Origin of the sequence: Pseudomonas sp. H3(2019), from assembly GCF_007713465.1 — a bacterium.
Lineage (GTDB): Bacteria > Pseudomonadota > Gammaproteobacteria > Pseudomonadales > Pseudomonadaceae > Aquipseudomonas.
Genome location: NZ_VMSG01000017.1, coordinates 72,463 through 97,595, shown reverse-complemented (window position 1 = coordinate 97,595; position 25,133 = coordinate 72,463). Strand labels below are relative to the sequence as shown.

The window sequence follows — 25,133 nt, the reverse complement described above, 5'->3', positions numbered from 1 at the left end:
TGTCGAACACAGCCCTTTGGAGCACCACCCCCCCCTGTGGGAGCGAGCTTGCTCGCGATGACTGCTCATCAGTCGACATTGATGTCGACTGACAGTCTGCTATCGCGAGCAAGCTCGCTCCCACAGGGGCCAATGTGGATTCAAAGCGTGTGTTCACTCAGCTGCTTTCCATTGACGAGACCATTGCTATGGAACACCAACCTCTGACCCAAACGGTCAGCCCCGTTGCCGTACGCCCGAGCTTCGGCGTTTCGCCGACGACGCGCGCCTGGTTATTTCTTTCGCCATCGATGCTGTTTCTCGGTGTGCTGATTGCCGCCAGCCTGCTGGTGTTGCGCATGAGCGTGGGCACCAAAGGCGCGGAATGGAGCGGATTCAGCCTGGCCAGTTATGCCCAGTTGCTGGAACCCTATTACCTCAAATCCCTGCTGCTGACCTTGCGTCTGGCGCTGATCAGCGCGGTGATTGCCGTACTGCTGGCGATTCCGGTGGCGTACACCATGTCGCGCCTGACCTCGCCGTTGCTGCGCCGAGTATTTCTGGCCGCCGTGCTGTTGCCGTTGCTGGTCAACCTGTTGCTGCAAAGCTACGGCTGGCTGGTGATCCTCGGACCTGGCGGGATGCTCAACCAGGCGCTGATGGGCCTCGGATTGATCAAGCGTCCGATCATGCTGCTGTACAACCAGAACGGCGTCTTGATGGGCCTGGTCCAAACCGCTTTCCCGTTGGCCGTGCTGCCGATTGCCAGTGCCATGCGCGGCGTTGCGCGCACTTACGAGGAAGCCGCGGCGACCTTGGGCGCGAGCCGCTTGAAGGTGTTTTTCCAGGTGGTGCTGCCGATGAGCATGCCGGGAATCATCACCGGCGCGACCCTGGTATTTGCCTATAACGCCAGCAGCTTTGTGGTGCCCTTGCTGCTCGGTGGTCGGCGCGTGCCGATGCTCGCGGTGATGGTGCATGACCAGATCGCCCCGCTGATGAACTGGCCAGCCGCTTCCGCTGCGGGTGTGGTGCTGATCGTCACCACGCTGGCCATCATGACCTTGTCCGAATACATCACTGGCCGTCGTCGGCGCATGCTGGAGGCTTCGCAATGAGCACGTTGATCAAGAAGCGCCTGTCGCTGTTGCCGGGCGATACCGGAAAATTTGCCGGGATCCTTTCAGGTGTCATCCTGTTTCTGGCGGTGTTGCCGATCCTGACCATGATTGTCATGTCGTTCAGTGGTTCTTCGAACCTCGACTTCCCACCCAGCAGTTACAGCCTGCAATGGTACAAGGCCGCCTGGCACACCTTCGCATCCCCGGACGCCAGTGATGTGCTGAGCCTGGGCAAAGCCATGACCACCAGCCTGATGGTGTCGTTCATGGCCATGATCTTCGCCACCCTCGTTGCGGTGCCGGCGGCTTATGCGCTGACCCGTCTGGAGTTCCGTGGCAAAGCCGTGGCACTGCAATTGATGTCGCTGCCGTTGGTGTTTCCGATGGTGGTACTGGGCCTGGCGTTGTTGCTGGTGTTCGACAGCCTGCCGTTCCAGATGACGGTGTCGCGACTGGTGATTGCCCACGTCATCCTGGCCTTGCCGTTTGTGGTGAAAAACTGCACGGCGGCGATGCTGTCCATCGGCAGCGAAGTCGAAGAGGCCGCACAAATGCTCGGCGCTTCGCCGATGCGGGCGACTGTCGATGTGGTCGTGCCGTTGATGAAGTCGGGGATCCTCGCCGGGATGCTGCTGGCGTTCATTGTCTCATTCAACGAGTTCACCGTGACTTACTTCCTCTACACCATCGATGTCATGACCATGCCTATCTGGATGTTCAGCCGCACCGTATCGTCGCTGGACCCAACCGTATTCTCGTTTGCCGTGCTGATCGTGCTGATCGACTTCGTCCTCATTTGGGCGTTGGAGAAGCTGGTTGGTGAAGGTGGCGTCTCGTTCTGATTTCTGGAGGTAATTAATATGACTGGTCTGATTCTGGAAAACGTCGAGAAACGTTACGGCACGGCGTGTGCGGTGAAGGACGTCAATCTGCACCTGCCTGAGGGCAAACTGGTGTGTTTTCTCGGCCCTTCAGGCTGTGGCAAAACCACCTTGCTGCGGATGATTGCCGGCCTGGAAACCCTTTCCGACGGCGAGATTCGTCTGGACGGCGAAGACATCGGCAACACACCGGCGCACCTGCGTAACTTCGGCATGGTGTTTCAGTCGCTGGCGCTGTTCCCGCACATGACGGTTGGCGAGAACATCGCCTATCCGCTGAAACTGCGTGGCGTGAGCAAGGCCGATCAGCAGGCGCGGGTGGTGGAGTTGCTGGAACTGATTCAGCTGCAAGAAATGATTGATCGCCCGGTTGCGAAGCTCTCGGGTGGACAACGTCAGCGCGTAGCAATTGCCCGGGCGATTGCCTCGCACCCGAAAATCCTCCTGCTCGACGAACCGCTGTCGGCCCTTGATGCCAAGCTGCGCGAATCGATGCAAGTGGAGATTCGCCAGCTTCAGCAACGCCTCAACATCACCACCATCATGGTCACCCACGACCAGCGCGAAGCCATGACCATGGCCGATATCGTGGTAGTGCTGGGGCAGAATCGGGTGCAGCAGGTCGGCACGCCGATCGAGATCTACCGGCATCCGGCCAACGAGTTCGTCGCCGACTTTATCGGCTCGGGGAACATTTTTCCGGCCACCGCGTTGGGTGACGGTAAAGTCGGTTTACCCGGTGGGGATGCGCTTCAGGTACCGATTTGCAGCAGCATCGTGGTGGGCGAAAAGGTCAAGATGCTGGTGCGTCCGGAAGACCTCCAGCTGTCGCACCCACAGGCAACCGCCGGTAATCGCTTGCTGGGCAGGGTGACGTTCGTGCGCGATATCGGCGCGACCATCGAAACCACGGTCGAGTGCTCCGGCGTGACGCTGACAGCGTTGAGTACACCGTGCCAGGGCATCGGCCTGAGCATCGGCAACCCTGTGTCGGTGACCATTCCATCCGAAGCCTGCCGCGTACTCGCCGCCTGACTTACTGGCCCTATCGCGAGCCTGCTCGCGATGAGGCCGGCACAGCCTGCCGAAAAGTCTAATTAGACGGACATCCGCAACCGCGCCAGATCCCGCAACGGCGGCGCGCCAAACAGCCGGCTGTACTCGCGGCTGAACTGCGAGGGGCTTTCATAGCCCACGCGGTAACCTGCCGCCGAGGCATCGATGCCCTCGGCGAGCATCAAGCGCCGCGCCTCTTGCAGGCGCAGTTGCTTCTGATACTGCAGTGGACTCATGGCCGTCATTGCCTTGAAGCGATGGTGCAGGGTCGACACGCTCAGGTTCACTTCCTTGGCCAACTCATCGATGCGCAACGGCTGCTCGTAGTTGCCGTTGAGCCATTTGATCGCCTGGCCGATGCGATGGCTCTGGCTGTTGGCGACGGCAATCTCATACAGTCGATGGCCCTGGGGGCTGCGCAACAAGCGATAGAGAATCTCCCGACGAATCAGCGGCGCGAGCATCGCGATGTCTTTCGGGGTGTCGAGCAAGCGCGCCAGACGCAGCACGGCATCGAGCATCGGCTGATCCAGTTGTTCGACATACAGACCGCGCCCGGCGGGGCGGGTGGGCACGCCGATGGGCCCGGCGTCGGCAATCAATGCGGTGATTTCCGCTGGGTCGATATCCAGGCGCAAGGCCAGAATCGGTTCTTCCGGCGAGACATCGACCACCCGTCCGCTGAGGGGCATCGAGACCGAGACCACTAAATAGTTGAGCGGGTCGTAGTTGAAGACTTCGTCGGCCAGCCGAACTTCCTTGCGCCCTTGGGCCATGATGCACAGGGCCGGCTGCGCGAGCACCGGGGCAAAGTCGTGGGAGTGGCTGTGCCGCGACAAAAACAACGAACCGATGGCGGTCGCGTAGCTGCCATCCTCGCAGGTATTGCGACGAATGATTGCCGAGAGCTCCACGCGCTGTTTTTCCATGTTGGCGTCCAGCGGGGCGTGAGTGGAATCCAGAGATGGCATGCAAAACATCCTCGGCCAGGAGATGGGATGAGCACAGCTTAAATTTGTGCAAGTCCAGGTGGTAGGCGAATCCTGCGCAAAACTTGCCTGATCCTGCTGTGTGGTCGGATTCAGCATAGAGAACGTGAACAGAACGCGGGAAAACTTGCTTGAAACCCCTTTGTCACATTCCAGGATCAGATCTTGCCATGGCACGGCGATAACGCTGTTTGCGTGCAGGATTGTGCAACAAGCCGGCAGGAATCGACTAACGGGCCTGGCACCTGTCGCTTAATCTCTGTCCCTGTCGCAGCTTCTCTCAGGCTGCCGATCGTCTACATCAGGGAGAGTCGAACATGTCCACGCAGATCCCCGTCAGCCATATGGCTTTTGTCCGTGCCCGTGCCGGCCGCTCGATGGAGTTGGGCGCGCGTTTGAGCAGCCTGATCGAACCGTCGCGTCAGGCCAGCGGGTGCCTGCACTTTGCCTTGCAGCATTCGTTGTGCGATCCCGAGCTGTGGCTGGTGTCCGGTTTTTGGGTCGACCAGCAGGCCATGACCGCCTACTTCGGCACCCCGGCCATGCAGATCTTTGCCGAGCTGGTGCAGGAGTTGGTGGTCAACAGCCTGGATTTTCACACCTTCAGCGAAGTGTCGGCGGCTCAGGCTCGCGGTGAATATCCGCAGTTGAACAGCACCTCACTACAGCAGTTGGCCAGCTGACGGTTTAGAATGGCCGACTTTCCATTGGCCAGGATCCGCGACATGGCACGTAAAGAGTTTGCACAGTTCGAAGCTGTTTCCGCCGTAGTACCGGGTGAAGGAGGCTACAGCGCCGCCATCGCCGTCAAAGCCCTGGGTGGCTCAGGCGCCCCGCGTTTTCACAAAATCCTCGATGAGCAGACATTCAAGACCGCCTTCGAAGCCGATCAGGCTGCCGAGCAGAAGCTTGAGCAGTTGACCGACGTCGCTGAAGACGGCGAACTGGTCTGGTAACCCTTTGGCTTATGCCTTGGTCGCCCCCGGGCGGAACATCTTGAACAAGGCCTCTGGCCCCAGCTGGAAATAATCCGCCGGCCCGCCGCCGCGCAGAATCGGTTCTGCCGCGGCGGTGTCGTACACCCCATCCTTGAGCAGCCACTTGGCAATATGCACCGCGACCACTTCGCCGAGGATCAGCCAGCTCGGCACCACTTCCTTGTCGGCGCGTTGCAACTGAATGATCTGCGTGACCTTGCACTCGAAGGACACCGGGCTTTCAGCGACCCGCGGTACCTGAATGATTTTCGAGGCTGCCGGCGTCAGCCCGGCCAGTTCGAACTCGTTGACGTCGGCCGGGACCGTCGCGCAACTCTGGTTCATCTGCTCGGCCAGCGGACGGGTGGCCAGGTTCCAGGCGAATTCGCCGGTCTGCTCGATGTTGTTCAGGCTGTCTTTACGGCCGACGCTTGAGAACCCGATGATCGGCGGAATGTAGTTGAACGCGTTGAAAAAACTGTACGGCGCCAGGTTCAGCCGACCTTCGGCATCCTGCGAGGAAATCCAGCCGATAGGCCGCGGGCCGACGATCGCGTTGAACGGGTCGTGGGGCAGGCCGTGGCCCAGGGCAGGTTCGTAGTAGTGAATATCATCAGACATGGCGGGCTCTTGCGCAGACGTAAAAGTGAAGGTTGCCATAGTGCAAGTCATTGAGGGTGAGTGCCACTCTAGGAAAGATTGATCGTTCCCACGCTACCGCGTGGGAACGATCACAGGCAGTCACCGTTGCAGTGACTGCCGAACGCGGTCAGTCAGTCTCGATCCGCGAGTGTTTGCGGGTGTCTTTCATGGTCACGTACACCAGCAACGACACCGCGATGCAGGCCGTGACATACCAGTAGTAACCGGTTTCCATGCCAATGCTCTTGAACCACAGGGCGATGTATTCAGCGGTACCGCCGAAGATCGACACGGTCAGTGCATACGGCAGGCCGACGCCCAGGGCGCGGATTTCAGTCGGGAACAGTTCGGCTTTGACCACCGCGTTAATCGAGGTGTAGCCGCTGACGATGATCAGCGCCGCCATGATCAGGAAGAACGCGCCCCACCAGGTCTGGATGGTGTGCAGTGTGGTGAGGATCGGCACGGTGAACAGAGTACCGAGAATGCCGAAGGCAATCAGGATCGGCCGCCGCCCGACTTTATCCGACAAGCCGCCGATGACCGGTTGCAGGCACATGAACAGGAACAGCGTGGCCGCCGAAATGGTGGTGGAGTCGGAGATGCTCATGCCGACCGTGTTCACCAGGTATTTCTGCATGTAGGTGGTGTAGGTGTAGAAGGCCAGGGTGCCGCCCATGGTCAGGCCGACCACGGTCATCAGTTCCTTGGGATGGCGCAGCAGGGTGCGCATGGCGCTTTCTTTGGACTTTTCTTTCTTGGTGAACGACTCGGTTTCCTCCATCCCGCGACGCAGGTACAACGCGACGATGGCACACAGCGCGCCGATGGCAAACGGAATACGCCAGCCCCAGTCGTACAGTTGTTCGGTGGTCAGGGTTTGCTGCAGCACGATCAACACGCCGAGGGCGATGAGCTGGCCGGAGATCAGCGTGACGTACTGGAAGCTCGAGAAGAAGCCGCGACGTTCCTTGGTCGCCATTTCGCTCAGGTAGGTTGCCGAGGTGCCGTATTCGCCACCGACTGACAGGCCCTGCAGCAAACGGGCGAACACCAACAGAATCGGTGCGCCGACGCCGATGGTTTCATAACCCGGGCTCAATGCAATGATCAGCGAGCCGAAGCACATCAGGTACACCGACGCCATCAGCGCGGCTTTACGCCCGGCGCGGTCGGCATACAGGCCCATCAGCCAGCCGCCGATCGGGCGCATCAGAAAGCCCACGGCGAAAATCGCAGCGGTGTTCAGCAGTTGGGCGGTGGTGTCGCCTTTGGGGAAAAAGGCTTTGGCGAAATACAGCGAGAAGGCGGCGTAGACATACCAGTCGTACCACTCGACCATGTTGCCGACAGAGCCGCTGAAGATCGATCTGATGCGGCTGGCGGTGGTCTTTTCTTTGGCAGGCACAGCGGCCGACCCAAGAGGCAGGGTTTGTGAGTTATCCATGACGGATCCTTCATTTAATTGTTTTTGTGGAGCGCGCGTAAACGCAGCCTGGGAGGGCTATAGCAGGAGCTGTGCCAAGGGGCTGATGGCCGGTTTAGAGGGGGTTGCGGGAATGGGTGAGCGGAAATCCGCTTATGGCGAGTAGGGTGATGAGCAAAAATCCGCCTACGCATGATCGTTCCCATGCTCTGCGTGGGAATGCCTCAAGGGACGCTCCGCGTCCCCCTCGCGGAAGTGACGCGGAGCGTCACGGGCTGCATTCCTTTGCTGCGCGTGGGAACGATTGATTACAGAAACATCTCTCGGCTCAGCCCATGCCGCTGCATCTTTTCATTGAAGGTCCGGCGCGGCAGTTGCAGTTCTTCCAGCACGGCTTTGATGTCGCCCTTATGCCGGGTCAGCGCGGCTCGCAGGCAGTGGGCTTCGAAAGCTTCCTGCTGGGCGGCGAGGGACTGGCCGGGCTCGATGCCGACCGGTTCCGGTTCACCCAGGCCCAGTACCTGGCGCTCGGCGACGTTCGCCAGTTCGCGCACATTGCCCGGCCAGTCATGGCTCAGCAACCGACTCAACTGCGGGCCAGTGAGCGGTGGAAAGTTGCGTCCCAGCCGCTGCGCGGCGGCGTGAGCGAAGTGTTCGAACAACAATGGAATGTCCTCACGCCGTTCGCGCAATGGCGGCAAGCGCAACTCCGCGACGTTCAGCCGATACGCCAGGTCTTCGCGAAAACGCCCGGCGCGGGCTTCATCCAGCAGGTCGGGTTTGGTCGCGGCGATGATCCGCAGGTCCACGTGAATGCTCTGGTTGGAGCCCAGCCGTTCGAGCTTTTGCTCCTGCAACACGCGCAGTAGTTTGACCTGCTGAGCCAGTGGCATGCTTTCGATTTCATCGAGGAATAAGGTGCCGCCATCGGCGTACTCAAGCTTGCCGATACGTTTGCCCTGAGCGCCGGTGAAGGCGCCGCTTTCATGACCGAACAACTCGGCTTCGAACAGCTGCTCGGGGATCGCCGCACAGTTAAGCGCCACGAACGGCTTGTCGGCGCGCGGGCCGAAATCATGCAGGCAGCGGGCGACCAGCTCTTTGCCGCTGCCGGTTTCGCCACGGATCAGCACATTCACTGGCAGCGCCGCGAGGTCCAGCACTTGCCGGCGCAGGGTCTGCAAACCACGAGAGACCCCGAGCAGGCTGGCGTCGAGTTTGCTGCGGTTATCGGCCTGCTCGTGCAGGGCACGGTTTTCCAGCACCAGCCGACGTTTGTCGAGCGCCCGGCGCAGGCTGCTGAGCAAGGTTTCCGGGCTGAAGGGTTTTTCAAGGAAGTCGTAGGCGCCATCGCGCATGGCTTCGACCGCCATCGGCACATCGCCGTGACCGGTCAGCAGGATCACTGGCAAATCGGCGTCCACTTGCTGCAACCGGGCCAGGAGTTCCAGGCCGGTCATGCCGGGCATTCGCACATCGCTGAGGATCACCCCGGGAAAATTCGCCGGCAGCTGCGTCAGGCATTCATCGGCGCGGCTGAACAGTTTGACCTCGAACCCCGAGAGGCTCAGCCATTGTTCGACGGCATCGCGAATACTGCTTTCGTCATCGACCACGATCACCGCGTTCAACATTGAATGTGCGCCTCCAGATCGATGGGCAAAGTGAGGGTGAAGATGGCGCCGTCGCCGTGATTGTCGGCGCTCAGGCGACCGCCAAGTTCATGCACGATGGCGAACGATACCGCCAGCCCAAGGCCCAGGCCATCACCTACCGGTTTGGTGGTGAAGAACGGATCGAAGATATTCGGCAGATCCTGCAGCGCAATACCGCCGCCGTTGTCGGCGACCGTCAGGCGCCACAACTGTTCATCGGCTTCAAGGCGGATTTCCAGACGCTTGAGCGGTTTGTCACGCATTGCATCGAGGGCATTGCGCAGCAGATTGATCAGCACCTGTTCCAGGCGAATTGCATCGCCGCGAACCCAGGCCGGGCGACTCAGGTGCAATACGCAGTCGATCTGTTCATCACGTAGCCGAGCGTCGAGCAGTTGCAGTGATTGATCGACCACCGATGCCAGATCCAGACGCTCGCGCAAACCGCTGGGGCTTTTACGTGCGAAGGTTTTGAGGTGGCCAGTAATCGCCGCCATGCGTGTCAGCATCTCGTCCACCGGTTTCAGCGCTTTATACGCGTCATCGATCCGACCGTGATCGAGCAGCAAGCGTAAGGTTGCCAGTTGCATGCGTTGGGCGGTGAGTGGCTGGTTGATTTCATGGGCCAGGGCCGCCGACATCTGCCCCAGCGCCGCGAGTTTGGCTGATTGCACCAGACCGTCCTGAGCGGTGCGCAGGTCGCGGGTGCGCTCTTCAACCAGGCGTTCGAGCTCTTCGCGGCTGCGCTGACGCAGCTTGGCCAGACGCCAACGCTGGCTGAGAAACAGCAGCAAAAACACCAGCGTCAGCCACACTCCGGCAGCGGCCAGCCCGGCGTTACGCAAATCTTCGAAGGCCACCTGCGGGCGCCGCAACAGGTGCAAGGTCCAGCCTTCGGTGCTCAAGGGCAGCGATTCCCACAGGTAATCCGCTACGCCATCGGGGCCGTCGACACGGGCCAGGTAACTGTTCTCGTCAAAGTGTCGGATCGGTTGATGGTCGAGCGGGGTCAGCGGCTGCTTGTCATATTGGCGCGTGGTTTTGAGCTCGGCGCGATCAGTGTCCGATAGCGTGCCCAGCAACCGATAGCGCCATCCCGGCTGATTGGCGATAAACACAATGCCCCGCGCATCGCTGACCAGCAGGGTGTCGCTACCTTGACGCCATTCGCGTTCCAGCTCCGGAAACTCGAGTTTTACCACCATGGCGCCGAGAAACTCACCGTTGTCACCGGTCACCGCACTGGACAGAAAATAGCCGGGAATCCCGCTGGTCACGCCCACCGCGTAAAAGCGCCCGGCGCCCTGGTTGCGGGTCTGGCTGAAATAAGGGCGGAAGCCGTAGTTGTGGCCGACGTAACTGCTGGGCAAGCGCCAATTGCTGGCGGCCACCGCAAGGCCGTTGTGATCCAGCAGTTCCAGGGTGGACGACTGCGCGGCACCGTTGATCTTTTCCAGTTTGCGGTTCAGCGCGTCCTGCTGCTGCGGGCTGACCGGGCCATCGAGTGCCGAACGCAGTTCCGGGTCCAATGCAAGCACGGCAGGCAGCGCGCGGTAGCGTTCGATCAGGGTATGCAGGGAATTGGCGTACAGCGCCAGTTGCTGATTGGCGCGGGCAGCATCGTCCACCTGGGCCTGGCGTTCAGCGTGGCGCATGGCCAGGGTGGCGGCGAGGGCCGCACCGGCGAGGATCAGCAGGGTGTACAGCGTCAGGCGTAATGGACGAGAAATCGCAAGCATGGCGTAAGAAACAGTCAGCAATACGGGCGCGCACCATAGCATGCAGTAGTACAGGAGGGCTTGACCAAAGACACCGTCGGCGAGCCGTAATGGATAACAAAAAAGCCGCGCTGTTTCTGCAAACAGTGCGGCTTTCTTTTCCAGCGGTTAAAGGCTTATTGCACTTCTACTGCCAGGCTTTCGCTGATTTTCTTCTGCCAGATGGCCGGGCCGGTGATGTGTACCGACTCGCCCTTGCTGTCGACCGCAACGGTCACCGGCATGTCTTTGACGTCGAACTCGTAGATCGCTTCCATGCCCAGTTCGGCGAAAGCCACCACGCGGGATTTCTTGATCGCTTGCGCCACCAGGTAAGCCGCGCCGCCTACTGCCATCAAGTAAACAGCCTTGTGGTCCTTGATCGCTTCGATCGCGGTCGGGCCGCGTTCGGATTTGCCGATCATGCCCAGCAGGCCGGTTTGCTCGAGGATCTGACGGGTGAACTTGTCCATCCGCGTGGCGGTGGTCGGACCAGCAGGGCCAACCACTTCTTCGCGCACCGGATCAACCGGGCCGACGTAGTAGATGAAGCGACCTTTCAGGTCCACCGGCAGGGTTTCACCCTTGTTCAGCATCTCGACCATGCGCTTGTGCGCAGCGTCGCGGCCGGTGAGCATCTTGCCGTTCAGCAGGACGGTTTCGCCCGGCTTCCAGCTCTGCACGTCTTCCGGGGTCAGTGTGTCGAGGTTGACGCGACGGGCCGACGGGCCGGCTTCCCAGACGATTTCCGGGTAGGCGTCCAACGGTGGCGCTTCCAGCGACGCCGGGCCGGAACCGTCGAGCACGAAGTGCGCGTGACGGGTGGCGGCGCAGTTGGGGATCATGCACACCGGCAACGAAGCGGCGTGGGTCGGGTAATCCATGATCTTCACGTCGAGCACAGTGGTCAGGCCACCCAGGCCCTGGGCGCCGATGCCCAGTTGGTTGACCTTCTCGAACAGCTCCAGGCGCATCTCTTCGATACGGTTGGACGGGCCGCGCTTTTTCAGCTCGTGGATGTCGATGGATTCCATCAACACTTCCTTGGCCATGACCGCGGCTTTCTCGGCGGTGCCGCCGATGCCGATGCCGAGCATGCCCGGTGGGCACCAGCCAGCGCCCATTTCCGGAACGGTTTTCAGCACCCAGTCAACGATCGAGTCGGACGGGTTGAGCATGGCCATTTTCGACTTGTTCTCGGAACCGCCGCCCTTGGCTGCCACGTCGACTTCCACGGTGTTACCCGGAACGATCGAGTAGTGGATAACGGCCGGGGTGTTGTCCTTGGTGTTCTTGCGAGCGCCCGCCGGGTCGGCGAGGATCGAAGCACGCAGGACGTTTTCCGGCAGGTTGTAGGCGCGACGCACGCCTTCGTTGATCATGTCGTCCAGGCCCATGGTCGCGCCATCCCAGCGCACGTCCATGCCCACGCGGACAAACACGGTGACGATGCCGGTGTCCTGGCAGATCGGACGGTGGCCGGTGGCGCACATCCGCGAGTTGATCAGGATCTGTGCCATCGAATCGCGGGCGGCCGGCGATTCTTCACGCAGGTAGGCCTCGTGCATCGCCTGGATGAAATCCACGGGGTGGTAGTAGGAAATGAACTGCAGGGCGTCAGCAACGCTCTGAATCAGGTCGTCTTGCTTGATCACGGTCATGAGTCGCGCTCCTCTAAAAGACGGGAACATTCAATAAGGTGCTTGCAGCTGGGGTGCATCGGTCGGCTGCAAACACCTTTCAAGGCACGCCGGGGTTGCTGGCGCGACGCTAAAAAGGCGCGGCAGTATAACGCGCCTCGGTTCTCGAGGCAGCTATAAGCTACAAGCGGCAAGCTGCAAGTTTTCAGCTTGCGACTTGTAGCTTGTAGCTTGTAGCTTGTAGCTGCAATTCAGCCACAGTGAGTCAACGATTGACCCATAACGTTCTCCAGAGTCTGTTGCTCAAGCGCTTTATTCTGGCGGCGGGTACCTATGCGCTGGCGTTATTGCTGCTGTGGCTGGTGATTCTCAGCGACCACTATCAAGGGCCGGTGCGCGGTGCGGTAATCGGCACGCTGCTGGTGATACTCAGCCAGTCGGTGTTGTTCGCGGTGTTTTCCACCGGGCGCAATCTGCGGTTTTCCGACCCTGGCCTGACCGAAGTTCAGGTGTTGCTGGGGCTTGGCTGGCAGACCTGGTTGATCGCTCATCTGGACTCGGCCCGCGGCGTCTTTCTGGTGTTTTACCTGTTGATTCTGCTATTCGGCCTGTTCCATCTGTCGCGCCGGGCGTTCATCCGGTGTGCGGCCTTGGTCTTTTTCAGCTTTGCGGGCCTTAACCTCTGGGAAGGCTATCACCTCGAACTGGCCGACCCGGCGCTGGCGGCGCTGCAAGTCTGCGTGTTGTTTATCGTGCTGGTCTGGCTGACGCTGTATGCCAGCTACGTTCAGACCTCGCGGCAACGCATGCGCAAGCGGCGCTTTGCCTTGCAAGCGCATCAAGACACCTTGCGCGGGATGATGCGCCAACTCGAAGACCTGGTGGCCACCGACGAACTCACCGGGCTGTTCAACCGCCGGCATTTTCTACGCCTGGCCTCGCGCGAGCTGCGCAGCATGGAAGAGGGCATGGTGCATGGTCTGGCACTGATTGATCTTGACCATTTCAAACGCATCAACGACCGGTATGGGCATGCGGCCGGCGATCAGGTGTTGCAAGCGTTCGCGGGTGTCGCCACGGCCTGCCTGCGTGAAGACGATGTCCTGGCGCGTTATGGCGGTGAGGAGTTTGTGTTGTTGCTACCCGATTGTGATCCCGAGCGCCTGACCTCCTGCTGCGAGCGGCTGCGCATTGCCTTTACCGATGTTGAGCTGGTCGGTCTGCCGGTTCAGGACCTGAGCTTGTCCGCCGGGCTGACCTTGCTTGAGTCGGGCGAAGAACTGGATGGCGCCTTGCAGCGTGCCGATCAGGCGCTTTATCGCGCCAAGCGCGACGGCCGCAATCGCTGCGCCGCGGCCTGGGAGAACATCGATGCCTGAGTTGCGAGTGGGCGAACTTCAGTGGTCGGTGGCAGCGGGCAGCAACCTGCTCGATGCCCTGAACCAGAAGGGCATGCACGTGCCCTACAGCTGCCGCGCCGGCAGTTGCCATGCGTGTCTGGTGCATTGCGTCAAAGGCGATGTGAGCGATCGACGCCCCGATGCGCTGAGCGCCGAGCAACGCCTGCAAGGCTGGCGGCTGGCCTGTCAGTGCGAGGTCGTCGATGACCTGCACGTGGCGGTATTCGATCCGCTGCGTGATGGTCTTCCCGCCACCGTTGAGGCTGCCGACTGGTTAAGCCCCAGCGTGTTGCGCCTGCGTTTGCAGCCTGAGCGTCCCCTGCGTTATCAGGCCGGTCAGCATCTGGTGCTGTGGGCCGGGAGCGTAGCACGCCCGTATTCGCTGGCCAGCCTGCCGCAGGAAGATCGCTTTCTGGAGTTTCACCTCGACTGCCGCTTGCCGGGCGAATTCAGCGATGCGGCACGCTTGCTGAAAATCGGCGACTCGATTCGCCTGGGCGAGTTGCGTGGCGGCGCGCTGCATTATGACCCCGACTGGCAAACCCAGCCGTTGTGGCTGCTGGCGGCCGGCACCGGATTGGCGCCATTGTTCGGCGTGTTGCGCGAGGCGTTGCGCCAGGATCATCAAGGCCCCATCCGGGTGATTCACCTGGCCCATGATGCCAGCGAGCATTACCTGGCCAAACCTTTGGCGGCGCTGGCGGCACAGCGTCCGAACCTTAGCGTCGAGCTATTGACGGCGGCTGAGCTGACAGCAGCTTTGGCGCAATTGCGCCTTGTTTCCCGGCAAACCCTGGCCTTACTCTGCGGGCACCCCGACAGCGTCGATGCCTTTGCCCGGCGCCTGTACCTGGCGGGGCTGCCGCGTAATCAACTGCTGGCCGATGTCTTCGTGCCGCGGGGTTGAACGCGAAATCATTTTCACGAGACTCGCCATGACCAACGCCATCCTGCTGGAATGCCACAAACCGGTGATCGCCGCAGTGGCCAAGGCGCGCGCGATGGCATTGCGCTTCGAAACACTGGCACCTGAAGCAGTGCGCATCAGCAAACAATTGATGAAAGCCCTGGACCGAGAGCAACTGCGCAAAGCGATCGAGGAGGAGGGCAACCTGTTCACTCAACGGCTGCGCTCGCCGGAAGCGATTGCGGCGTTGTTGGGGTTTATCAACCGGCATTGAGTGTGCGGTGACTGGGCGGGCCTCATCGCGAGCAAGCTCGCTCCCACAGGGTATTGTGGTGGACACATAATGTGTGAACACCTCCGGCCAATGTGGGAGCGAGCTTGCTCGCGATGGCGGCAGTCCAGACAACACATATTCAGGAGCAGAAACCAAAAAGCCCCGCCATTCACATGACGGGGCTTTTGCGTTTCAGCGATCTGAAACTCAGACCATCTTGTCGCCAACGTGCAGGATTTTCATGCCGTTGGTGCCGCCGATGGTGTGGTAGCTGTCGCCCTTGGTCAGGATGACCCAGTCGCCTTTCTCGACCACACCGCGTTTGAGCAACTCGTCGATTGCGGCCTGGCTGACTTGTTCGGGCGGCAACGATGCCGGGTCGAACGGTACGGTGTAGACACCACGGAACATGGCCGCGCGGGCCTGGGTTTCGCGGTGCGGGGAGAACGCGTAGATCGGTACCGAAGAACGAATGCGCGACATGATCAACGGCGTGTAGCCACTTTCGGTCAAGGCGATGATCGCCTTCACGCCCGGGAAGTGGTTGGCCGTGTACATGGCGGCCAGGGCGATGCTCTGGTCGCAGCTTTCGAACACTTTACCGATGCGATGGCTGGAGGTTTTGCTGGTCGGGTGCTTTTCAGCGCCGATGCAAATCCGCGCCATGGCCTGGACCGCTTCGAGCGGGTATTGGCCGGCGGCGCTTTCAGCCGAGAGCATCACGGCGTCGGTGTAGTCGAGCACGGCGTTGGCCACGTCGGACACTTCAGCGCGGGTTGGCATCGGGTTCTGGATCATCGACTCCATCATCTGGGTCGCCACGATCACCGCTTTGTTGTGGCGGCGTGCGTGCAGGATGATCTTCTTCTGAATACCCACCAGCTCGGCGTCGCCGATTTCCACGCCCAGGTCACCACGGGCGACCATCACGGCGTCGGAGGCCTTGATCAGGCCGTCGAGGGTTTCGTCATCGGCCACGGCTTCGGCGCGCTCGATCTTCGCCACCAGCCAGGCGGTGCCGCCGGCTTCGTCGCGCAGTTGGCGGGCGTATTCCATGTCGGCGGCGTCACGCGGGAAGGACACCGCGAGGTAGTCGACTTCCATTTCCGCGGCGAGCTTGATGTCGGCCTTGTCTTTTTCCGTCAGGGCTGGGGCGGTCAGGCCGCCACCGCGACGGTTGATGCCTTTGTGGTCCGACAGCGGGCCGCCGATGGTCACGGTGCAATGCAGTTCGGTGGCGGTGGCGGTATCGACGCGCATCACCACGCGGCCGTCGTCGAGCAGCAGCTCGTCGCCCACGCCGCAATCCTTGACCAGGTCCGGATAGTCGATGCCGACCACTTGCTGGTTGCCTTCGGTCAGCGGATGGCTGGTGGAGAAGGTGAATTGATCACCGATCTTCAGCTCGATGCGCTTGTTGGCAAATTTGGCGATACGGATTTTCGGGCCTTGCAGGTCACCCAGCAGGGCGACGAAGCGGCCGTGCTTGGCGGCGAGCTCGCGCACCAGCCTGGCGCGAGCCTTGTGCTCGTCGGGGGTGCCGTGGGAGAAGTTCAAACGGGCAACGTCCAGGCCAGCCAGAATCAGCTGTTCGAGAACTTCCGGCGAGTTACTGGCCGGGCCAAGGGTAGCGACGATTTTGGTACGACGGACGGACATGCAGAGACTCCTGAGTTCAAGCGCTGAGTGAGGCTACTACGGTCCGTTGGTGTAGTCATTGTTCGTTTGCACTACTTATTGCTTTCTTTATTGAACCGTACAACTTTGATTCGAAGCCTCCTGAAGATTTTCGCCAACGGGTCGATACAGAGCTCAAGACAGGAGAACCCCCCATGCGATTCGTGCTCATTGCCGCCCTTGCCCTCAGTGCCGCGGGCTGCACCCGTTGGTCGATGGACCATCATTTGAACAACGCCTACCGCGCTTATGACCGAGGCAACTGCGAGGACGCGATGCTCGAATTGTCCCAGGTTGATCGCAACAGCCGGGCGCGGCGCTATATACAGCCGGAAGTGTCGATGCTGCGCGGGCAGTGCCTGGAACGTCAGAAGCTCTACGTCGATGCAGCCCAGACTTACCAGTTCATCATCGCCCAGTACCCGGACAACGAGTACGCTTACCGTGCCCGCGCACGGCTGGAAACGTTGCAATCGTTGGGTTGGTACCCGCCGCGCAGTGGCGCCAAAAGCACGCCCGCGCCTTTGTAATGCGGGTGGTCATTTAAAGGCTGGGTGTGTGCCAGCCTTGAGCTAATCTTCGATTAGCGCGTTTTAGAATGTTCAACCTAAACGCGGTAACACCCGTGAACGGCAGTGGTAAGGCGAATGCACAACCGTGACGTTCGCACCGGGACGCGGGGACAGCGCACCTGCGCGTGGCAGGTCCGTTGCGAAGCATCAGTGCGGCCCTGCTCAAGGGCTTTCTATAGTGATACTCAGCATGTTCACTGACCGCCGGATCGAGCGGCATCAACTGCCGCATTTTCTGAGAGTGTTCAACAGCGTCACGGACAAGCCCATCGGCTTTCTCGGCCATGCGTCCGAAGACGGCCTGATGCTCATCAGTCCGTTGCCGATGATGGTGGGCGCTGCGTTTGACCTGCGCCTGAGAATCCCCGCCAGCGACGGTGTTTTGCAGGTGATCGACCTGCGTGCCTGTTGCCTGTGGTGCCATGAAGACGTCACCCCTCAGCATTACGACGCCGGGTTTGTGGTGCAACGCGCACCGCCCGAATACGGGCAACTGGTCAGCGCCTTGCGACAGTACTTCAGCTTTTACCCGCTGCCAGCTTCGGCTTAAGCCTTACCCACACATCGGAAGATCAAAAGATCGCAGCCTGCGATCTTTTGACGTTCAACGCGCTACAGCTGAAGCCCATAGTTGATTGGCTGAATCGGGTACTCGTTGTCCAGCGCCTTCTCCACCAACAACAACCCGTGCTCGGTCAACTGATGGATCGCCAGCGCCAGGTTGCGGTGCTTGTCTTCCAGGTCATCGGACAGGTCGAGGATCAAGGTGCTCACCGAGCAGAAGGTCTCGTAGGTGTAGGCCATCAAGGCTTCGTTATTGATGTCGGGAAGCACGGCGAAGAACTTTAGCGAGCGCCGTTCATAGTCGCGCGGGTTGCCGGTGCCAGGTTTGAGGTAGTGGTCCAGCGCCTTGTGCGCGGCGGCGTGGAGTTTTTTCGAGTCGGGGGAATCGTAGGGGGAAACGTTGTCGTGTTCGGGGGGATTAGGTGTGGCTTTGAACATTTTCTTACTTCCTTTAATGGGGCTGCCACCGATTCGCGACTAAACGAAGGGTGGCGGCTGTACGCAGGTTAGTCGACCGGGGAAATAAGAAGCCGGCGCGCCCGAGGGCGCCCTGCGCACAGCCACCATCAAGTGCAGGGATAGGGAATACCTGACTGGATGACGCTTGTGCACCTTACTTACAACCACGGGCGACTAAACCCGATCGCTGATGGGCAGCGACAGGACTCACGTTAGCCGGGGCGGCCAAGGCGCACAAGCGGGCGGATTCTGGCGGATCTGTAGGCTGCGGCGCAAGGATTTGTAGCCTCAGGCCGGTCACATGGTTGTGGTAAGACTTTTAGAGCGCCCCGGCCCTTTTCCAACTCAAATACCGCGTCACCAACGCCGCGCCCAGTTCGCTGGGCCGCACGTCCAGCACCGGCACTCCATGAGCACTCAACCGCTCATGGAGTTCGGCTCTGGCATTCAAATAGTCCAGCGTTCCGCAATAGGCGAGAGCGTCGTCCAGGGTTTGCACTGGCGTTTGTCGCACGGTGTCGAGCACCTCTTCACGCAAACTGGCGACCAGCACGCGATGCTGTTTGCCCAGGCGTTTGACGGCGCTCAACAGTTCTTCGTCGTCTTCATCGCGTAGGTTGGTGATCAGCACCACCAGCGCCCGACGTTTTTGTCGGGCCAGCAATTGGCTGGCGGCGGCCTGGTAGTCGGCCGGACGTTGGCTGCTGCCGAGGTCGTAGACGGCGTTGAGCAACACATTGAGCTGGCCCGTGCCTTTGACCGGGGCGAGGTAGCGCGGGTGTTCGTTGGCGAAGGTACAAAGACCGACGGCGTCGCCCTGACGTAACGCCACATAGCTGAGCAACAGACAGACATTGAGCGCATGGTCGAAATGCGCCAGTTCAGCGTCCTGGCTGCGCATGCGTCGGCCGCAGTCGAGCAGGAAGATGATCTGCTGGTCGCGCTCGTCCTGGTACTCACGGGCAATCGGTGTACGTTGGCGGGCGGTGGCTTTCCAGTCGATCTGGCGCAGGCTGTCACCTTCGCGAAATTCGCGCAGTTGATGAAACTCCAGACCCAACCCGCGACGTTGCCGCTGGCGCACGCCGAGCTGGCTGAGCCAGTTGTCGACGGCCAGTAACTGCGCGCCGTACAGGCGGGCGAAATCCGGGTAGACGCGGGTGCTGTCGGCGACGCTCAGGTAGCGCCGGGCGGACCATAAACCGAAGGGGCTGGGCAGGTTGATTTCGCAGCGCTCGAAGCTGAAGTGGCCGCGCCGCAGAGGGCGCAGGCGATAACTGATCAGGCAGTGCTGGCCGGGTTGCAGTTCGACCGTTTGCGGCAGGTGTTCGAAGCTCAGGCCGTCGGGGACGTGGTCGAACAGTTGCACGTTCAGTGATTGCCTATAGTCGTGCGCAATCTCCACATGGACTTCGCCCCAACGTCCGAGCGCGAGGCTGCCGGGCATCCGACGTTGCACGCGGGGTGACGGCAGGCGCATGAGCCGGACGGCATCGAGCAGCGCCAGCAATAGAAGCGCCAGCAGCAAGCCCCAGTTGATCGACAGCAGGCTCGGTGCAACGCTGAAACCCAAGGCCCTGAATGTGCCCAGCACGATGCTCAGGCCCAGCAGGACGGCGAGCCAGATCAGCAAGAGACGGGTGGGTTTCATGGCTGTGGTCACATCCTTGGTGCCGGAACCTGATCAAGCAACTGCCTGAGCACCTGATCGACTTCCAGCCCTTCGATGTCCAGCTCCGGGGCGATTCGCACGCGATGGCGCAACACGGCCAGTGCGCAGCCTTTGATGTCATCCGGAATCACGAATTCGCCACCGCGCAGCAGCGCCCGTGCCCGTGCTACCCGCACCAGGGCAATCGTCGCCCGTGGGCCGGCACCGAGGGTCAGACCGGGCCAGTTGCGAGTGGTGCGCGCCAGGCGCACGGCGTAGTCCAGCACCTGTTCGTCCAGCGGCAGGTCGCTGGCGATCCGTTGCAAGGCCAGTACATCCTTGGCTTGCAGGACGGTGCGCAACGGTTGCACATCGAGCATGTCGGCGCGGGTCGAGCGGCTGACCTGACGGACCATGTTCAACTCTTGATCGGCATCGGGGTAGTCCATGCGCACCTTGAGCATGAAACGGTCGAGCTCCGCTTCGGGCAGGGGGTAAGTGCCTTCCTGTTCAATGGGGTTTTGCGTCGCCAGCACCATGAACGGTTGCGCAATCGGCAGGGCGCGGCCTTCAAGGGTGACCTGGCGTTCCTGCATGGCTTCGAGCAACGCGGCCTGGGTTTTCGCCGGAGCGCGGTTGATTTCGTCGGCCAGCAACAGGTTGGTGAACAGTGGGCCTTTACGCAGTTTGAACTGTTCGGTTTGCAGGTCGTACACCGCATGCCCGGTGACGTCGCTGGGCATCAGGTCCGGGGTGAATTGAATGCGCGCAAACTCGCCACCGAAGCAGCGGGCGAGGGCACGCACCAGCAACGTCTTGCCCAGCCCCGGAACACCTTCGAGCAGCACATGGCCACCGGCAATCAGCGCGGTGAGTACATCGTCAATCACCGTGTCCTGGCCGATGACGGCCTTCTGCAATTCAAGGCGCACCGCTTGCGCCAGTTGGCTGGCGCGCTGGCGTTGTTGGGTGGCATGGGTCAGGCCGGCAGGTTCGATGGAGTCATTCATAAGGCATTCCTGAGGATTTGCAGGTGGGCGACCTGACGGCTGAACTCGGCGCTGGACAACCGCTGTCCGGGCTGAGGGGCGAGTGCCTGGCTGATGGCGCGGGTCGGTTGACCGGTCAGGCGCGCGAGCACCTGCCATTGTTCGGCAACGCCGAGTTGTTCGAAGCCTGGGTGACGGTGTCGGGCGCGGCGCAGTACATCGTGTTGCAGAGCCAGCAGCAGGTTGTGCTGACCGCTGCGACGCAGCATGAAGTTTGCGCTGGCACGCAAGTGTTCCTGAAGTTGCCGACGGGCTTTGGGAGCCGGAGCCTGCACCGGGCCCTGACGTAACCCGGCATGCCAGATCCACAGGCCGATCAACGCGATGAGCGCCACCAGTGCCTGCGGGAAATAACGCAGCAGCAAGGTCAGCAGGTTGTCGTGATCGATATTGAAAAGCAGGGTCACGCCGGTGTCCGAATACAGATACCAGAGCAGCCAGGCGTTGTCGTATTGGCCGATGTTCGGGTTCTTCCACAGTTCGGCATCGGTGACCACCGTGATCGAACCCTGGCCATAACTGATTTGCATCATGTGAGTGGCAAGCGCGCTGTTGGCCCACGACTGAGCGAGGTTTTTCGGGTCTTCGAGGTGGAACTGCGGATCGAAGCTGGCGTAGGCCGGAGCGTCTTCGTCTTCGAGATAGAGTTTGGTCAGGTTCGGGTAAGGGTCTGCTTCGGCGCCAGGGGGTGGATTGCCGAGATCTTTGCTCATGGATTGATGCAGTTGCACCCGGTCGAGCAGCAGGTCGCCGCTCTTGCCGGTTTTTTCATCCCACAAGGCTTCGGCCACAAACAGTAAACGTCCACCGGCACGGGTCCAGTTCAGCACCTGATCGGCCTGGCGCGGGGTCATGTTGGCGCGATCACCGAGCAGTAACAGGCTCTGTTGATGCGGTTCCAGATACGGCAGGATGTCGAGGCTGTTGGCGTGAGTCACGGTCAGCCCTTGTTGACGCAAAAAGTGTTCGGCCGCCAGATATGGGTTGGCTCGAGCTTCGGGGGAGGGACCGTGGTCGATGACTTCCTGATAGGGCGTGGCCTGCTGGTACAGATAAACAGCCAGTGCAGCGAGCAGCCCGGCAATCAGCAGGCCAGGGATCAGGCGCCGATTCAACGCGCAGCTCCCGGGCCGAACAATGCCCGCCAGCCGTCACACAGTTCCTGTTGCAGATGCGCCGGTGGCAAGCGATGCCCATAGGCCATGTTCTGCCAGTGCACCGTCAACGTGCTGCTGAAAGTTTGCAGAGCCGGTTCTTGTAGCTGTTGGACCCGTTCCAGCACCTGGCCCTCGGTGTCGGCGGTTTTCAGCGGGAGGTTGAAGTCGTGCAGCAAACGGCTGAGCAAGGCCCGGTAGAGCAGCCCGAGGGCTTCGCGGGGCTGGGTCGACCAGAGGCTTTCGACGCTGGCGGCGATGTCGTCCGGCAGGGTCTCGCGGCCGAGGTCAAGGCCGAACAGTTGCGCCGGCACCGGGTGTGCGGGCGTATGACGCAGTCTCGGCCGGCGGCTGACAAAGGTCCGCAGCCAATCGCGGTAGCGCCAGATCAGTAACGCGAAGGCACCGATGACACTTGCCCACAGCAGCACCTCGATGACCTGCGCCAGGCCGGCGAAGCGCTGGCTGTCCAACAGTGCGAAAAACGCTTTGAGCCAACCCGGTGTTTGCGTGTTGGCAGGTTGATCGGGCGTTTCTTTACCAAAGCGATAGTGGGTAACGGTCTGCGGATTCTTGAACGGTGGCGTGTCGAGTATGGCCTTGATGCTGTTGCTGGCGGCCTGGCTGGTCAGTGGTTGCTGGAGCAGGCGCGGGCTGTCGGGGGCGTCGGCGGGTTCGGCGGCCCAGAGTGGCTGCGTAGCGGGCAACCACAGTAACCCGAGCATCAGCAGGCAGGCAGCGACGCTGCTCAGGCGTTGGCGCAGACGGCGGAACACCAGTTCGATATCCCAGGCTTCGAGTCGGGTGCGACGGTTCAGGTACAGGCTGAAACCGCAGGCCACATAGATCGGTTCCCACATGATCAGGATCAGCGCGTAGAGCGCATTGATCAGGTGGTCCAGCCAGAGCCAGTCTTGCTCAGGGGTGGCGATCAGTGTTTGCCAGTCCCAGTTCAGTTCGATTTGCGCGGGCAACAAAAGATAGAACAGCACCATCAGGCCGATCCACAGGGCGACTTCCAGATGAGCGCCGATCAGCGTCAGCCAGCGTGCTGCGCCGCGATCGCGTTGTTGCAGCACGGCCAGGCGCTGCTGGCGTGCCAGACCGCTGAGCTCTTCAAGCTGCACGACCGGCATGATGAAACTGCGACTCAGGCCAAAGCGCCGCCATGTCAGGCTGGCCAACAGCTGTGGTTTGAGCAGTCGCGGCCATTGGCGCAGCGCCTGCCTCAAGGTCGGGGTTTCGCCGAACAGGGCGCTGGAGAGGATGTACAGCGGCAGCCGTTCGAACGCCGGTTTCAACCACCAGAACAGCAGCACGGCAATCGAGGGCGAGTCCCACAGCAACAGGCTCAGCAGGGCAAACAGCGGCAGCGTGACGATGGCCCAACTGGTCATCAGCAGGCGGCGATGTTGCTGGCTCAGCAGAACGCCGAGGTCCATGGCTTCCCAGGTGGTGCGAGGGCGGATGACCACGCTGGCGTCACTCAGGCGCATGGCGTGTACGTCCGGCAACCATAAGGTAAGTCGCCATCACTAACCAGAGGGCTGCCCCCACCAGGTATTTGATCAGCGGTGCAAGCCCGGTGCGGGATGACCAATAGGCTTCGATAAACGCGGCAAGCAGCAGAAACAGCATGACGCCGCAGATCATCAAGACACTTTTATGCGCCGCCAGGCGCAGTGCTTCACTGCGTGGCAAGCGACCGGGGGCAATCAGCGCCCAGCCCAGTTGCAAGCCAGCCGCACCGGCGAGGGCGATGGCACTGAGTTCGAAGGCACCATGGCCGACGACGAACGACCAGAAGTTCTCCCCGTAGCCGATGTGCGTCAGGTGACCGGCAACCGCACCGATCATCAAACCGTTGAAGAACAGAAAAAACACGCTGCCCAGGCCAAACAGCAATCCGCTGGCATAGGTCTGAAAGGCGATGCCGATGTTGTGCATGATGTAGTAACCGAACATTACCCAGTCATCGCTGGCTGCACGTTCACCCAGGCGCCCCAAGTGACCGGCTGCCGGGTCGTACATGCTTTGCATCTCGGACACCTGTCCGGCCGGGACCAGGCTATAAATCAGCTCGGGGAACAGATACACCAGCACGCCGATTCCGATCAGCGAACCGAAAAACAGCAGGCTTGAGACCAGCACGAAAGGCCATTGCTCACGGACCAGGCGAGGAAAACCGGCGAGGACAAAGGACAGCAGATGGGCGCCGACCCGGCCGCGATGGCGGTAAAGCTGCTGGTGCCCGCGCAGTACCAGCTGTTGTAAAGGGTCGATCAGGTAGCTGCTGTAGCCGCGCTCCTGTGCCAGCGCGAGGTGCTGGCACAACCGCCGGTAATCCTTGGGGAACGAGGTGCCATCGTTGGCGTCGGCTTTGCCACGTTCGAGCAAATCGAGCCGCCGGGCAAACTGATCCCATTCGGTTCGATGGCGGTTTTCGAAAAGGCTCTGTTTCATGTCGGCCCCAGCAAACGGCGAGCGATGCCATTGAGCTTGGCAACTGCATGGGGCGGTGAGACGTGGAGTGGTTCCGCGAGGATGCCGGCGAGTTCGTTGACCCGTTCGCTGGAGAGCTCGGCCTGACGCTCGGCGAAACCCAGCACCGCGCGTTGCTCATTGAGGGTCAGCGCAAAGGGCGGGTGCAGTGCCAGGGCCTGCGGAATCTGTGGTCGGGTGACCGCTTGTTCTTGGTAGATCACCAGTGTGCCGGCCGCAATATCGCCCAGCCGTTTGAAGGTCGGATGTTGCAGGCAACTGATGGCACCGAGGCTGTAGCCGAACGGCAGCATGTCGACGAACCGCAACAGGTTGCGGATCAGCGAGGCCGACCAGCCAACGGGCGTTCCATCGTCATGCACGACGCGCAGCCGCATCAGTTGTTTACCGGGCGAGCAGCCCTGGTTGAGGACCTCGAACAGCACCATGTACCACCAACTGACCAGAAACAGCAGCACCGAGCCCAGCCCGATGCCGAGTTTCCCCAGCAAGGCCAGGGCGATAAACAGCAGGCCCAGCACCAGCCCGCGCACCCCCAGGTCGATGGCAAATGCCAGTACACGGGGCATCAACCCGGCCGGTCGCAGTGGCAGATCGATGCCTTCCGGCGTTTCAACCTGATACCGCGTGTCCAGTGGCGGGGGCAGCGTTGCTGTCCTTGGCAGTGCTGACGTCATGCGCATGATCGACCTGGGGTGGATTCAATACCGATCCGATGCTAGCAGCGTTCGCAGCGCTAGCGACATAACTATGTATGACAAGGTATCAACGAGAAATGCTTGAATAGCAAGATTGCTGGTC

General features: G+C 61.0%; 23 protein-coding genes and 1 pseudogene. 10 read left to right on the top strand and 14 right to left on the bottom strand.

The features are described 5' to 3' along the window. Window positions 1–188: 188 nt before the first annotated feature. From FPT12_RS17995 to FPT12_RS17985, 3 genes are read left to right on the top strand one after another with little or no spacing between them, the layout of a single operon-like run. Window positions 189–1,097, top strand: coding sequence for an ABC transporter permease (locus FPT12_RS17995; protein WP_103315060.1), 909 nt, complete (start codon window positions 189–191; stop codon window positions 1,095–1,097). Then, window positions 1,094–1,942, top strand: a complete 849-nt coding sequence (locus tag FPT12_RS17990; RefSeq protein ID WP_145017995.1) for an ABC transporter permease — start codon at window positions 1,094–1,096, stop codon at window positions 1,940–1,942. Before FPT12_RS17995 ends, FPT12_RS17990 begins: the two co-directional genes overlap by 4 nt. An 18-nt stretch (window positions 1,943–1,960) precedes the next feature. Next, window positions 1,961–3,016: an ABC transporter ATP-binding protein gene (locus FPT12_RS17985; RefSeq protein ID WP_103315058.1), complete on the top strand. Its 1,056-nt coding sequence runs from the start codon at window positions 1,961–1,963 to the stop codon at window positions 3,014–3,016. Between the two features lie 62 nt (window positions 3,017–3,078). Here the strand turns inward: FPT12_RS17985 and FPT12_RS17980 are convergent, their stop codons facing one another. Next, window positions 3,079–4,008: an AraC family transcriptional regulator gene (locus FPT12_RS17980; protein ID WP_145017992.1), complete on the bottom strand. Its 930-nt coding sequence runs from the start codon at window positions 4,006–4,008 to the stop codon at window positions 3,079–3,081. A 335-nt stretch (window positions 4,009–4,343) separates the two neighbouring features. Here FPT12_RS17980 and FPT12_RS17975 point away from each other — a divergent pair, with 335 nt between their 5' ends. Together FPT12_RS17975 and FPT12_RS17970 are read left to right on the top strand one after the other, a co-directional pair. Further along, window positions 4,344–4,709 (top strand): putative quinol monooxygenase, encoded by a 366-nt coding sequence (locus tag FPT12_RS17975; RefSeq protein WP_145017989.1) that lies wholly within the window; start codon window positions 4,344–4,346, stop codon window positions 4,707–4,709. Window positions 4,710–4,718: 9 nt separating this feature from the next. Beyond that, window positions 4,719–4,982, top strand: a complete 264-nt coding sequence (locus tag FPT12_RS17970) for a hypothetical protein (protein ID WP_019693304.1) — start codon at window positions 4,719–4,721, stop codon at window positions 4,980–4,982. A gap of 9 nt (window positions 4,983–4,991) precedes the next feature. On the opposite strand, the gene FPT12_RS17965 is transcribed toward FPT12_RS17970, so the two are convergent. The 5 genes from FPT12_RS17965 to FPT12_RS17945 form a co-directional block, all read right to left on the bottom strand. Next, window positions 4,992–5,624, bottom strand: coding sequence for a flavin reductase family protein (locus FPT12_RS17965; protein WP_054593751.1), 633 nt, complete (start codon window positions 5,622–5,624; stop codon window positions 4,992–4,994). A 148-nt stretch (window positions 5,625–5,772) separates the two neighbouring features. Beyond that, a complete protein-coding gene (locus FPT12_RS17960) occupies window positions 5,773–7,092 on the bottom strand; it encodes an MFS transporter (RefSeq protein WP_145017986.1) in 1,320 nt (439 codons plus the stop codon). A gap of 287 nt (window positions 7,093–7,379) precedes the next feature. Next, window positions 7,380–8,705, bottom strand: coding sequence for a sigma-54 dependent transcriptional regulator (locus FPT12_RS17955; protein ID WP_145017983.1), 1,326 nt, complete (start codon window positions 8,703–8,705; stop codon window positions 7,380–7,382). Further along, on the bottom strand, window positions 8,699–10,465 hold the full coding sequence (locus FPT12_RS17950; RefSeq protein ID WP_145018129.1) for an ATP-binding protein: 1,767 nt from the start codon (window positions 10,463–10,465) through the stop codon (window positions 8,699–8,701). Before FPT12_RS17950 ends, FPT12_RS17955 begins: the two co-directional genes overlap by 7 nt. Window positions 10,466–10,620: 155 nt before the next feature. Further along, window positions 10,621–12,144 carry a fumarate hydratase gene (locus FPT12_RS17945; protein WP_008156025.1) on the bottom strand — a complete coding sequence of 508 codons (1,524 nt, stop codon included), beginning with the start codon at window positions 12,142–12,144 and terminating at the stop codon, window positions 10,621–10,623. Between the two features lie 251 nt (window positions 12,145–12,395). On the opposite strand from FPT12_RS17945, the gene FPT12_RS17940 reads away from it, so the two are divergent. From FPT12_RS17940 to FPT12_RS17930, 3 genes and pseudogenes are all read left to right on the top strand, one after another. Next, window positions 12,396–13,502, top strand: a complete 1,107-nt coding sequence (locus FPT12_RS17940; RefSeq protein ID WP_145017979.1) for a diguanylate cyclase — start codon at window positions 12,396–12,398, stop codon at window positions 13,500–13,502. After that, on the top strand, window positions 13,495–14,430 hold the full coding sequence (locus FPT12_RS17935) for an iron-sulfur-binding ferredoxin reductase (protein ID WP_145017976.1): 936 nt from the start codon (window positions 13,495–13,497) through the stop codon (window positions 14,428–14,430). The genes FPT12_RS17940 and FPT12_RS17935 overlap by 8 nt, the downstream gene beginning before the upstream one ends. A 70-nt stretch (window positions 14,431–14,500) precedes the next feature. Beyond that, window positions 14,501–14,704 (top strand): annotated as a pseudogene (locus FPT12_RS17930) (enoyl-CoA hydratase); the annotation flags it as partial. Between the two features lie 207 nt (window positions 14,705–14,911). Here the strand turns inward: FPT12_RS17930 and pyk are convergent. After that, the gene (pyk, locus tag FPT12_RS17925; protein WP_145017973.1) at window positions 14,912–16,363 is read right to left on the bottom strand and encodes a pyruvate kinase; all 1,452 of its coding nucleotides are present in this window, start codon (window positions 16,361–16,363) and stop codon (window positions 14,912–14,914) included. 173 nt (window positions 16,364–16,536) lie between these two features. On the opposite strand from pyk, the gene FPT12_RS17920 reads away from it, so the two are divergent. Together FPT12_RS17920 and FPT12_RS17915 are read left to right on the top strand one after the other, a co-directional pair. Then, window positions 16,537–16,911 (top strand): tol-pal system YbgF family protein, encoded by a 375-nt coding sequence (locus FPT12_RS17920; RefSeq protein WP_145017971.1) that lies wholly within the window; start codon window positions 16,537–16,539, stop codon window positions 16,909–16,911. Between the two features lie 232 nt (window positions 16,912–17,143). Next, complete coding sequence (locus tag FPT12_RS17915; RefSeq protein ID WP_145017969.1) at window positions 17,144–17,503, top strand: PilZ domain-containing protein; 360 nt, start codon at window positions 17,144–17,146, stop codon at window positions 17,501–17,503. A 62-nt stretch (window positions 17,504–17,565) separates the two neighbouring features. Here the strand turns inward: FPT12_RS17915 and FPT12_RS17910 are convergent, their stop codons facing one another. The 7 genes from FPT12_RS17910 to FPT12_RS17880 form a co-directional block, all read right to left on the bottom strand. Next, the gene (locus FPT12_RS17910; RefSeq protein WP_145017967.1) at window positions 17,566–17,955 is read right to left on the bottom strand and encodes a DUF6124 family protein; all 390 of its coding nucleotides are present in this window, start codon (window positions 17,953–17,955) and stop codon (window positions 17,566–17,568) included. Window positions 17,956–18,295: 340 nt separating this feature from the next. Further along, window positions 18,296–19,627 (bottom strand): DUF58 domain-containing protein, encoded by a 1,332-nt coding sequence (locus tag FPT12_RS17905; protein ID WP_145017965.1) that lies wholly within the window; start codon window positions 19,625–19,627, stop codon window positions 18,296–18,298. Window positions 19,628–19,635: 8 nt separating this feature from the next. Further along, window positions 19,636–20,637, bottom strand: coding sequence for a MoxR family ATPase (locus tag FPT12_RS17900; RefSeq protein ID WP_145017963.1), 1,002 nt, complete (start codon window positions 20,635–20,637; stop codon window positions 19,636–19,638). Beyond that, on the bottom strand, window positions 20,634–21,791 hold the full coding sequence (locus FPT12_RS17895) for a DUF4350 domain-containing protein (protein WP_145017961.1): 1,158 nt from the start codon (window positions 21,789–21,791) through the stop codon (window positions 20,634–20,636). Before FPT12_RS17895 ends, FPT12_RS17900 begins: the two co-directional genes overlap by 4 nt. Beyond that, window positions 21,788–23,326, bottom strand: coding sequence for a DUF4129 domain-containing protein (locus FPT12_RS17890; RefSeq protein WP_145017959.1), 1,539 nt, complete (start codon window positions 23,324–23,326; stop codon window positions 21,788–21,790). Before FPT12_RS17890 ends, FPT12_RS17895 begins: the two co-directional genes overlap by 4 nt. After that, window positions 23,313–24,293: a stage II sporulation protein M gene (locus FPT12_RS17885; protein WP_145017957.1), complete on the bottom strand. Its 981-nt coding sequence runs from the start codon at window positions 24,291–24,293 to the stop codon at window positions 23,313–23,315. Before FPT12_RS17885 ends, FPT12_RS17890 begins: the two co-directional genes overlap by 14 nt. Further along, window positions 24,290–25,015 carry an RDD family protein gene (locus FPT12_RS17880; RefSeq protein WP_145017954.1) on the bottom strand — a complete coding sequence of 242 codons (726 nt, stop codon included), beginning with the start codon at window positions 25,013–25,015 and terminating at the stop codon, window positions 24,290–24,292. The genes FPT12_RS17885 and FPT12_RS17880 overlap by 4 nt, the downstream gene beginning before the upstream one ends. Window positions 25,016–25,133: the final 118 nt, after the last annotated feature.

Excerpts from the sequence above, each read along its gene's own strand:
- FPT12_RS17910 (WP_145017967.1), bottom strand. The coding sequence starts at position 17,955 with ATGTTCAAAGCCACACCTAATCCCCCCGAACACGACAACGTTTCCCCC.
- FPT12_RS17885 (WP_145017957.1), bottom strand. The coding sequence starts at position 24,293 with ATGAAACAGAGCCTTTTCGAAAACCGCCATCGAACCGAATGGGATCAG.
- FPT12_RS17960 (WP_145017986.1), bottom strand. The coding sequence starts at position 7,092 with ATGGATAACTCACAAACCCTGCCTCTTGGGTCGGCCGCTGTGCCTGCC.
- FPT12_RS17975 (WP_145017989.1), top strand. The coding sequence starts at position 4,344 with ATGTCCACGCAGATCCCCGTCAGCCATATGGCTTTTGTCCGTGCCCGT.
- FPT12_RS17995 (WP_103315060.1), top strand. The coding sequence starts at position 189 with ATGGAACACCAACCTCTGACCCAAACGGTCAGCCCCGTTGCCGTACGC.
- pyk (WP_145017973.1), bottom strand. The coding sequence starts at position 16,363 with ATGTCCGTCCGTCGTACCAAAATCGTCGCTACCCTTGGCCCGGCCAGT.
- FPT12_RS17970 (WP_019693304.1), top strand. The coding sequence starts at position 4,719 with ATGGCCGACTTTCCATTGGCCAGGATCCGCGACATGGCACGTAAAGAG.
- FPT12_RS17905 (WP_145017965.1), bottom strand. The coding sequence starts at position 19,627 with ATGAAACCCACCCGTCTCTTGCTGATCTGGCTCGCCGTCCTGCTGGGC.
- FPT12_RS17965 (WP_054593751.1), bottom strand. The coding sequence starts at position 5,624 with ATGTCTGATGATATTCACTACTACGAACCTGCCCTGGGCCACGGCCTG.
- FPT12_RS17915 (WP_145017969.1), top strand. The coding sequence starts at position 17,144 with ATGTTCACTGACCGCCGGATCGAGCGGCATCAACTGCCGCATTTTCTG.
- FPT12_RS17985 (WP_103315058.1), top strand. The coding sequence starts at position 1,961 with ATGACTGGTCTGATTCTGGAAAACGTCGAGAAACGTTACGGCACGGCG.
- FPT12_RS17890 (WP_145017959.1), bottom strand. The coding sequence starts at position 23,326 with ATGCGCCTGAGTGACGCCAGCGTGGTCATCCGCCCTCGCACCACCTGG.
- FPT12_RS17920 (WP_145017971.1), top strand. The coding sequence starts at position 16,537 with ATGCGATTCGTGCTCATTGCCGCCCTTGCCCTCAGTGCCGCGGGCTGC.
- FPT12_RS17955 (WP_145017983.1), bottom strand. The coding sequence starts at position 8,705 with ATGTTGAACGCGGTGATCGTGGTCGATGACGAAAGCAGTATTCGCGAT.
- FPT12_RS17980 (WP_145017992.1), bottom strand. The coding sequence starts at position 4,008 with ATGCCATCTCTGGATTCCACTCACGCCCCGCTGGACGCCAACATGGAA.
- FPT12_RS17990 (WP_145017995.1), top strand. The coding sequence starts at position 1,094 with ATGAGCACGTTGATCAAGAAGCGCCTGTCGCTGTTGCCGGGCGATACC.
- FPT12_RS17880 (WP_145017954.1), bottom strand. The coding sequence starts at position 25,015 with ATGCGCATGACGTCAGCACTGCCAAGGACAGCAACGCTGCCCCCGCCA.
- FPT12_RS17945 (WP_008156025.1), bottom strand. The coding sequence starts at position 12,144 with ATGACCGTGATCAAGCAAGACGACCTGATTCAGAGCGTTGCTGACGCC.
- FPT12_RS17935 (WP_145017976.1), top strand. The coding sequence starts at position 13,495 with ATGCCTGAGTTGCGAGTGGGCGAACTTCAGTGGTCGGTGGCAGCGGGC.
- FPT12_RS17900 (WP_145017963.1), bottom strand. The coding sequence starts at position 20,637 with ATGAATGACTCCATCGAACCTGCCGGCCTGACCCATGCCACCCAACAA.
- FPT12_RS17950 (WP_145018129.1), bottom strand. The coding sequence starts at position 10,465 with ATGCTTGCGATTTCTCGTCCATTACGCCTGACGCTGTACACCCTGCTG.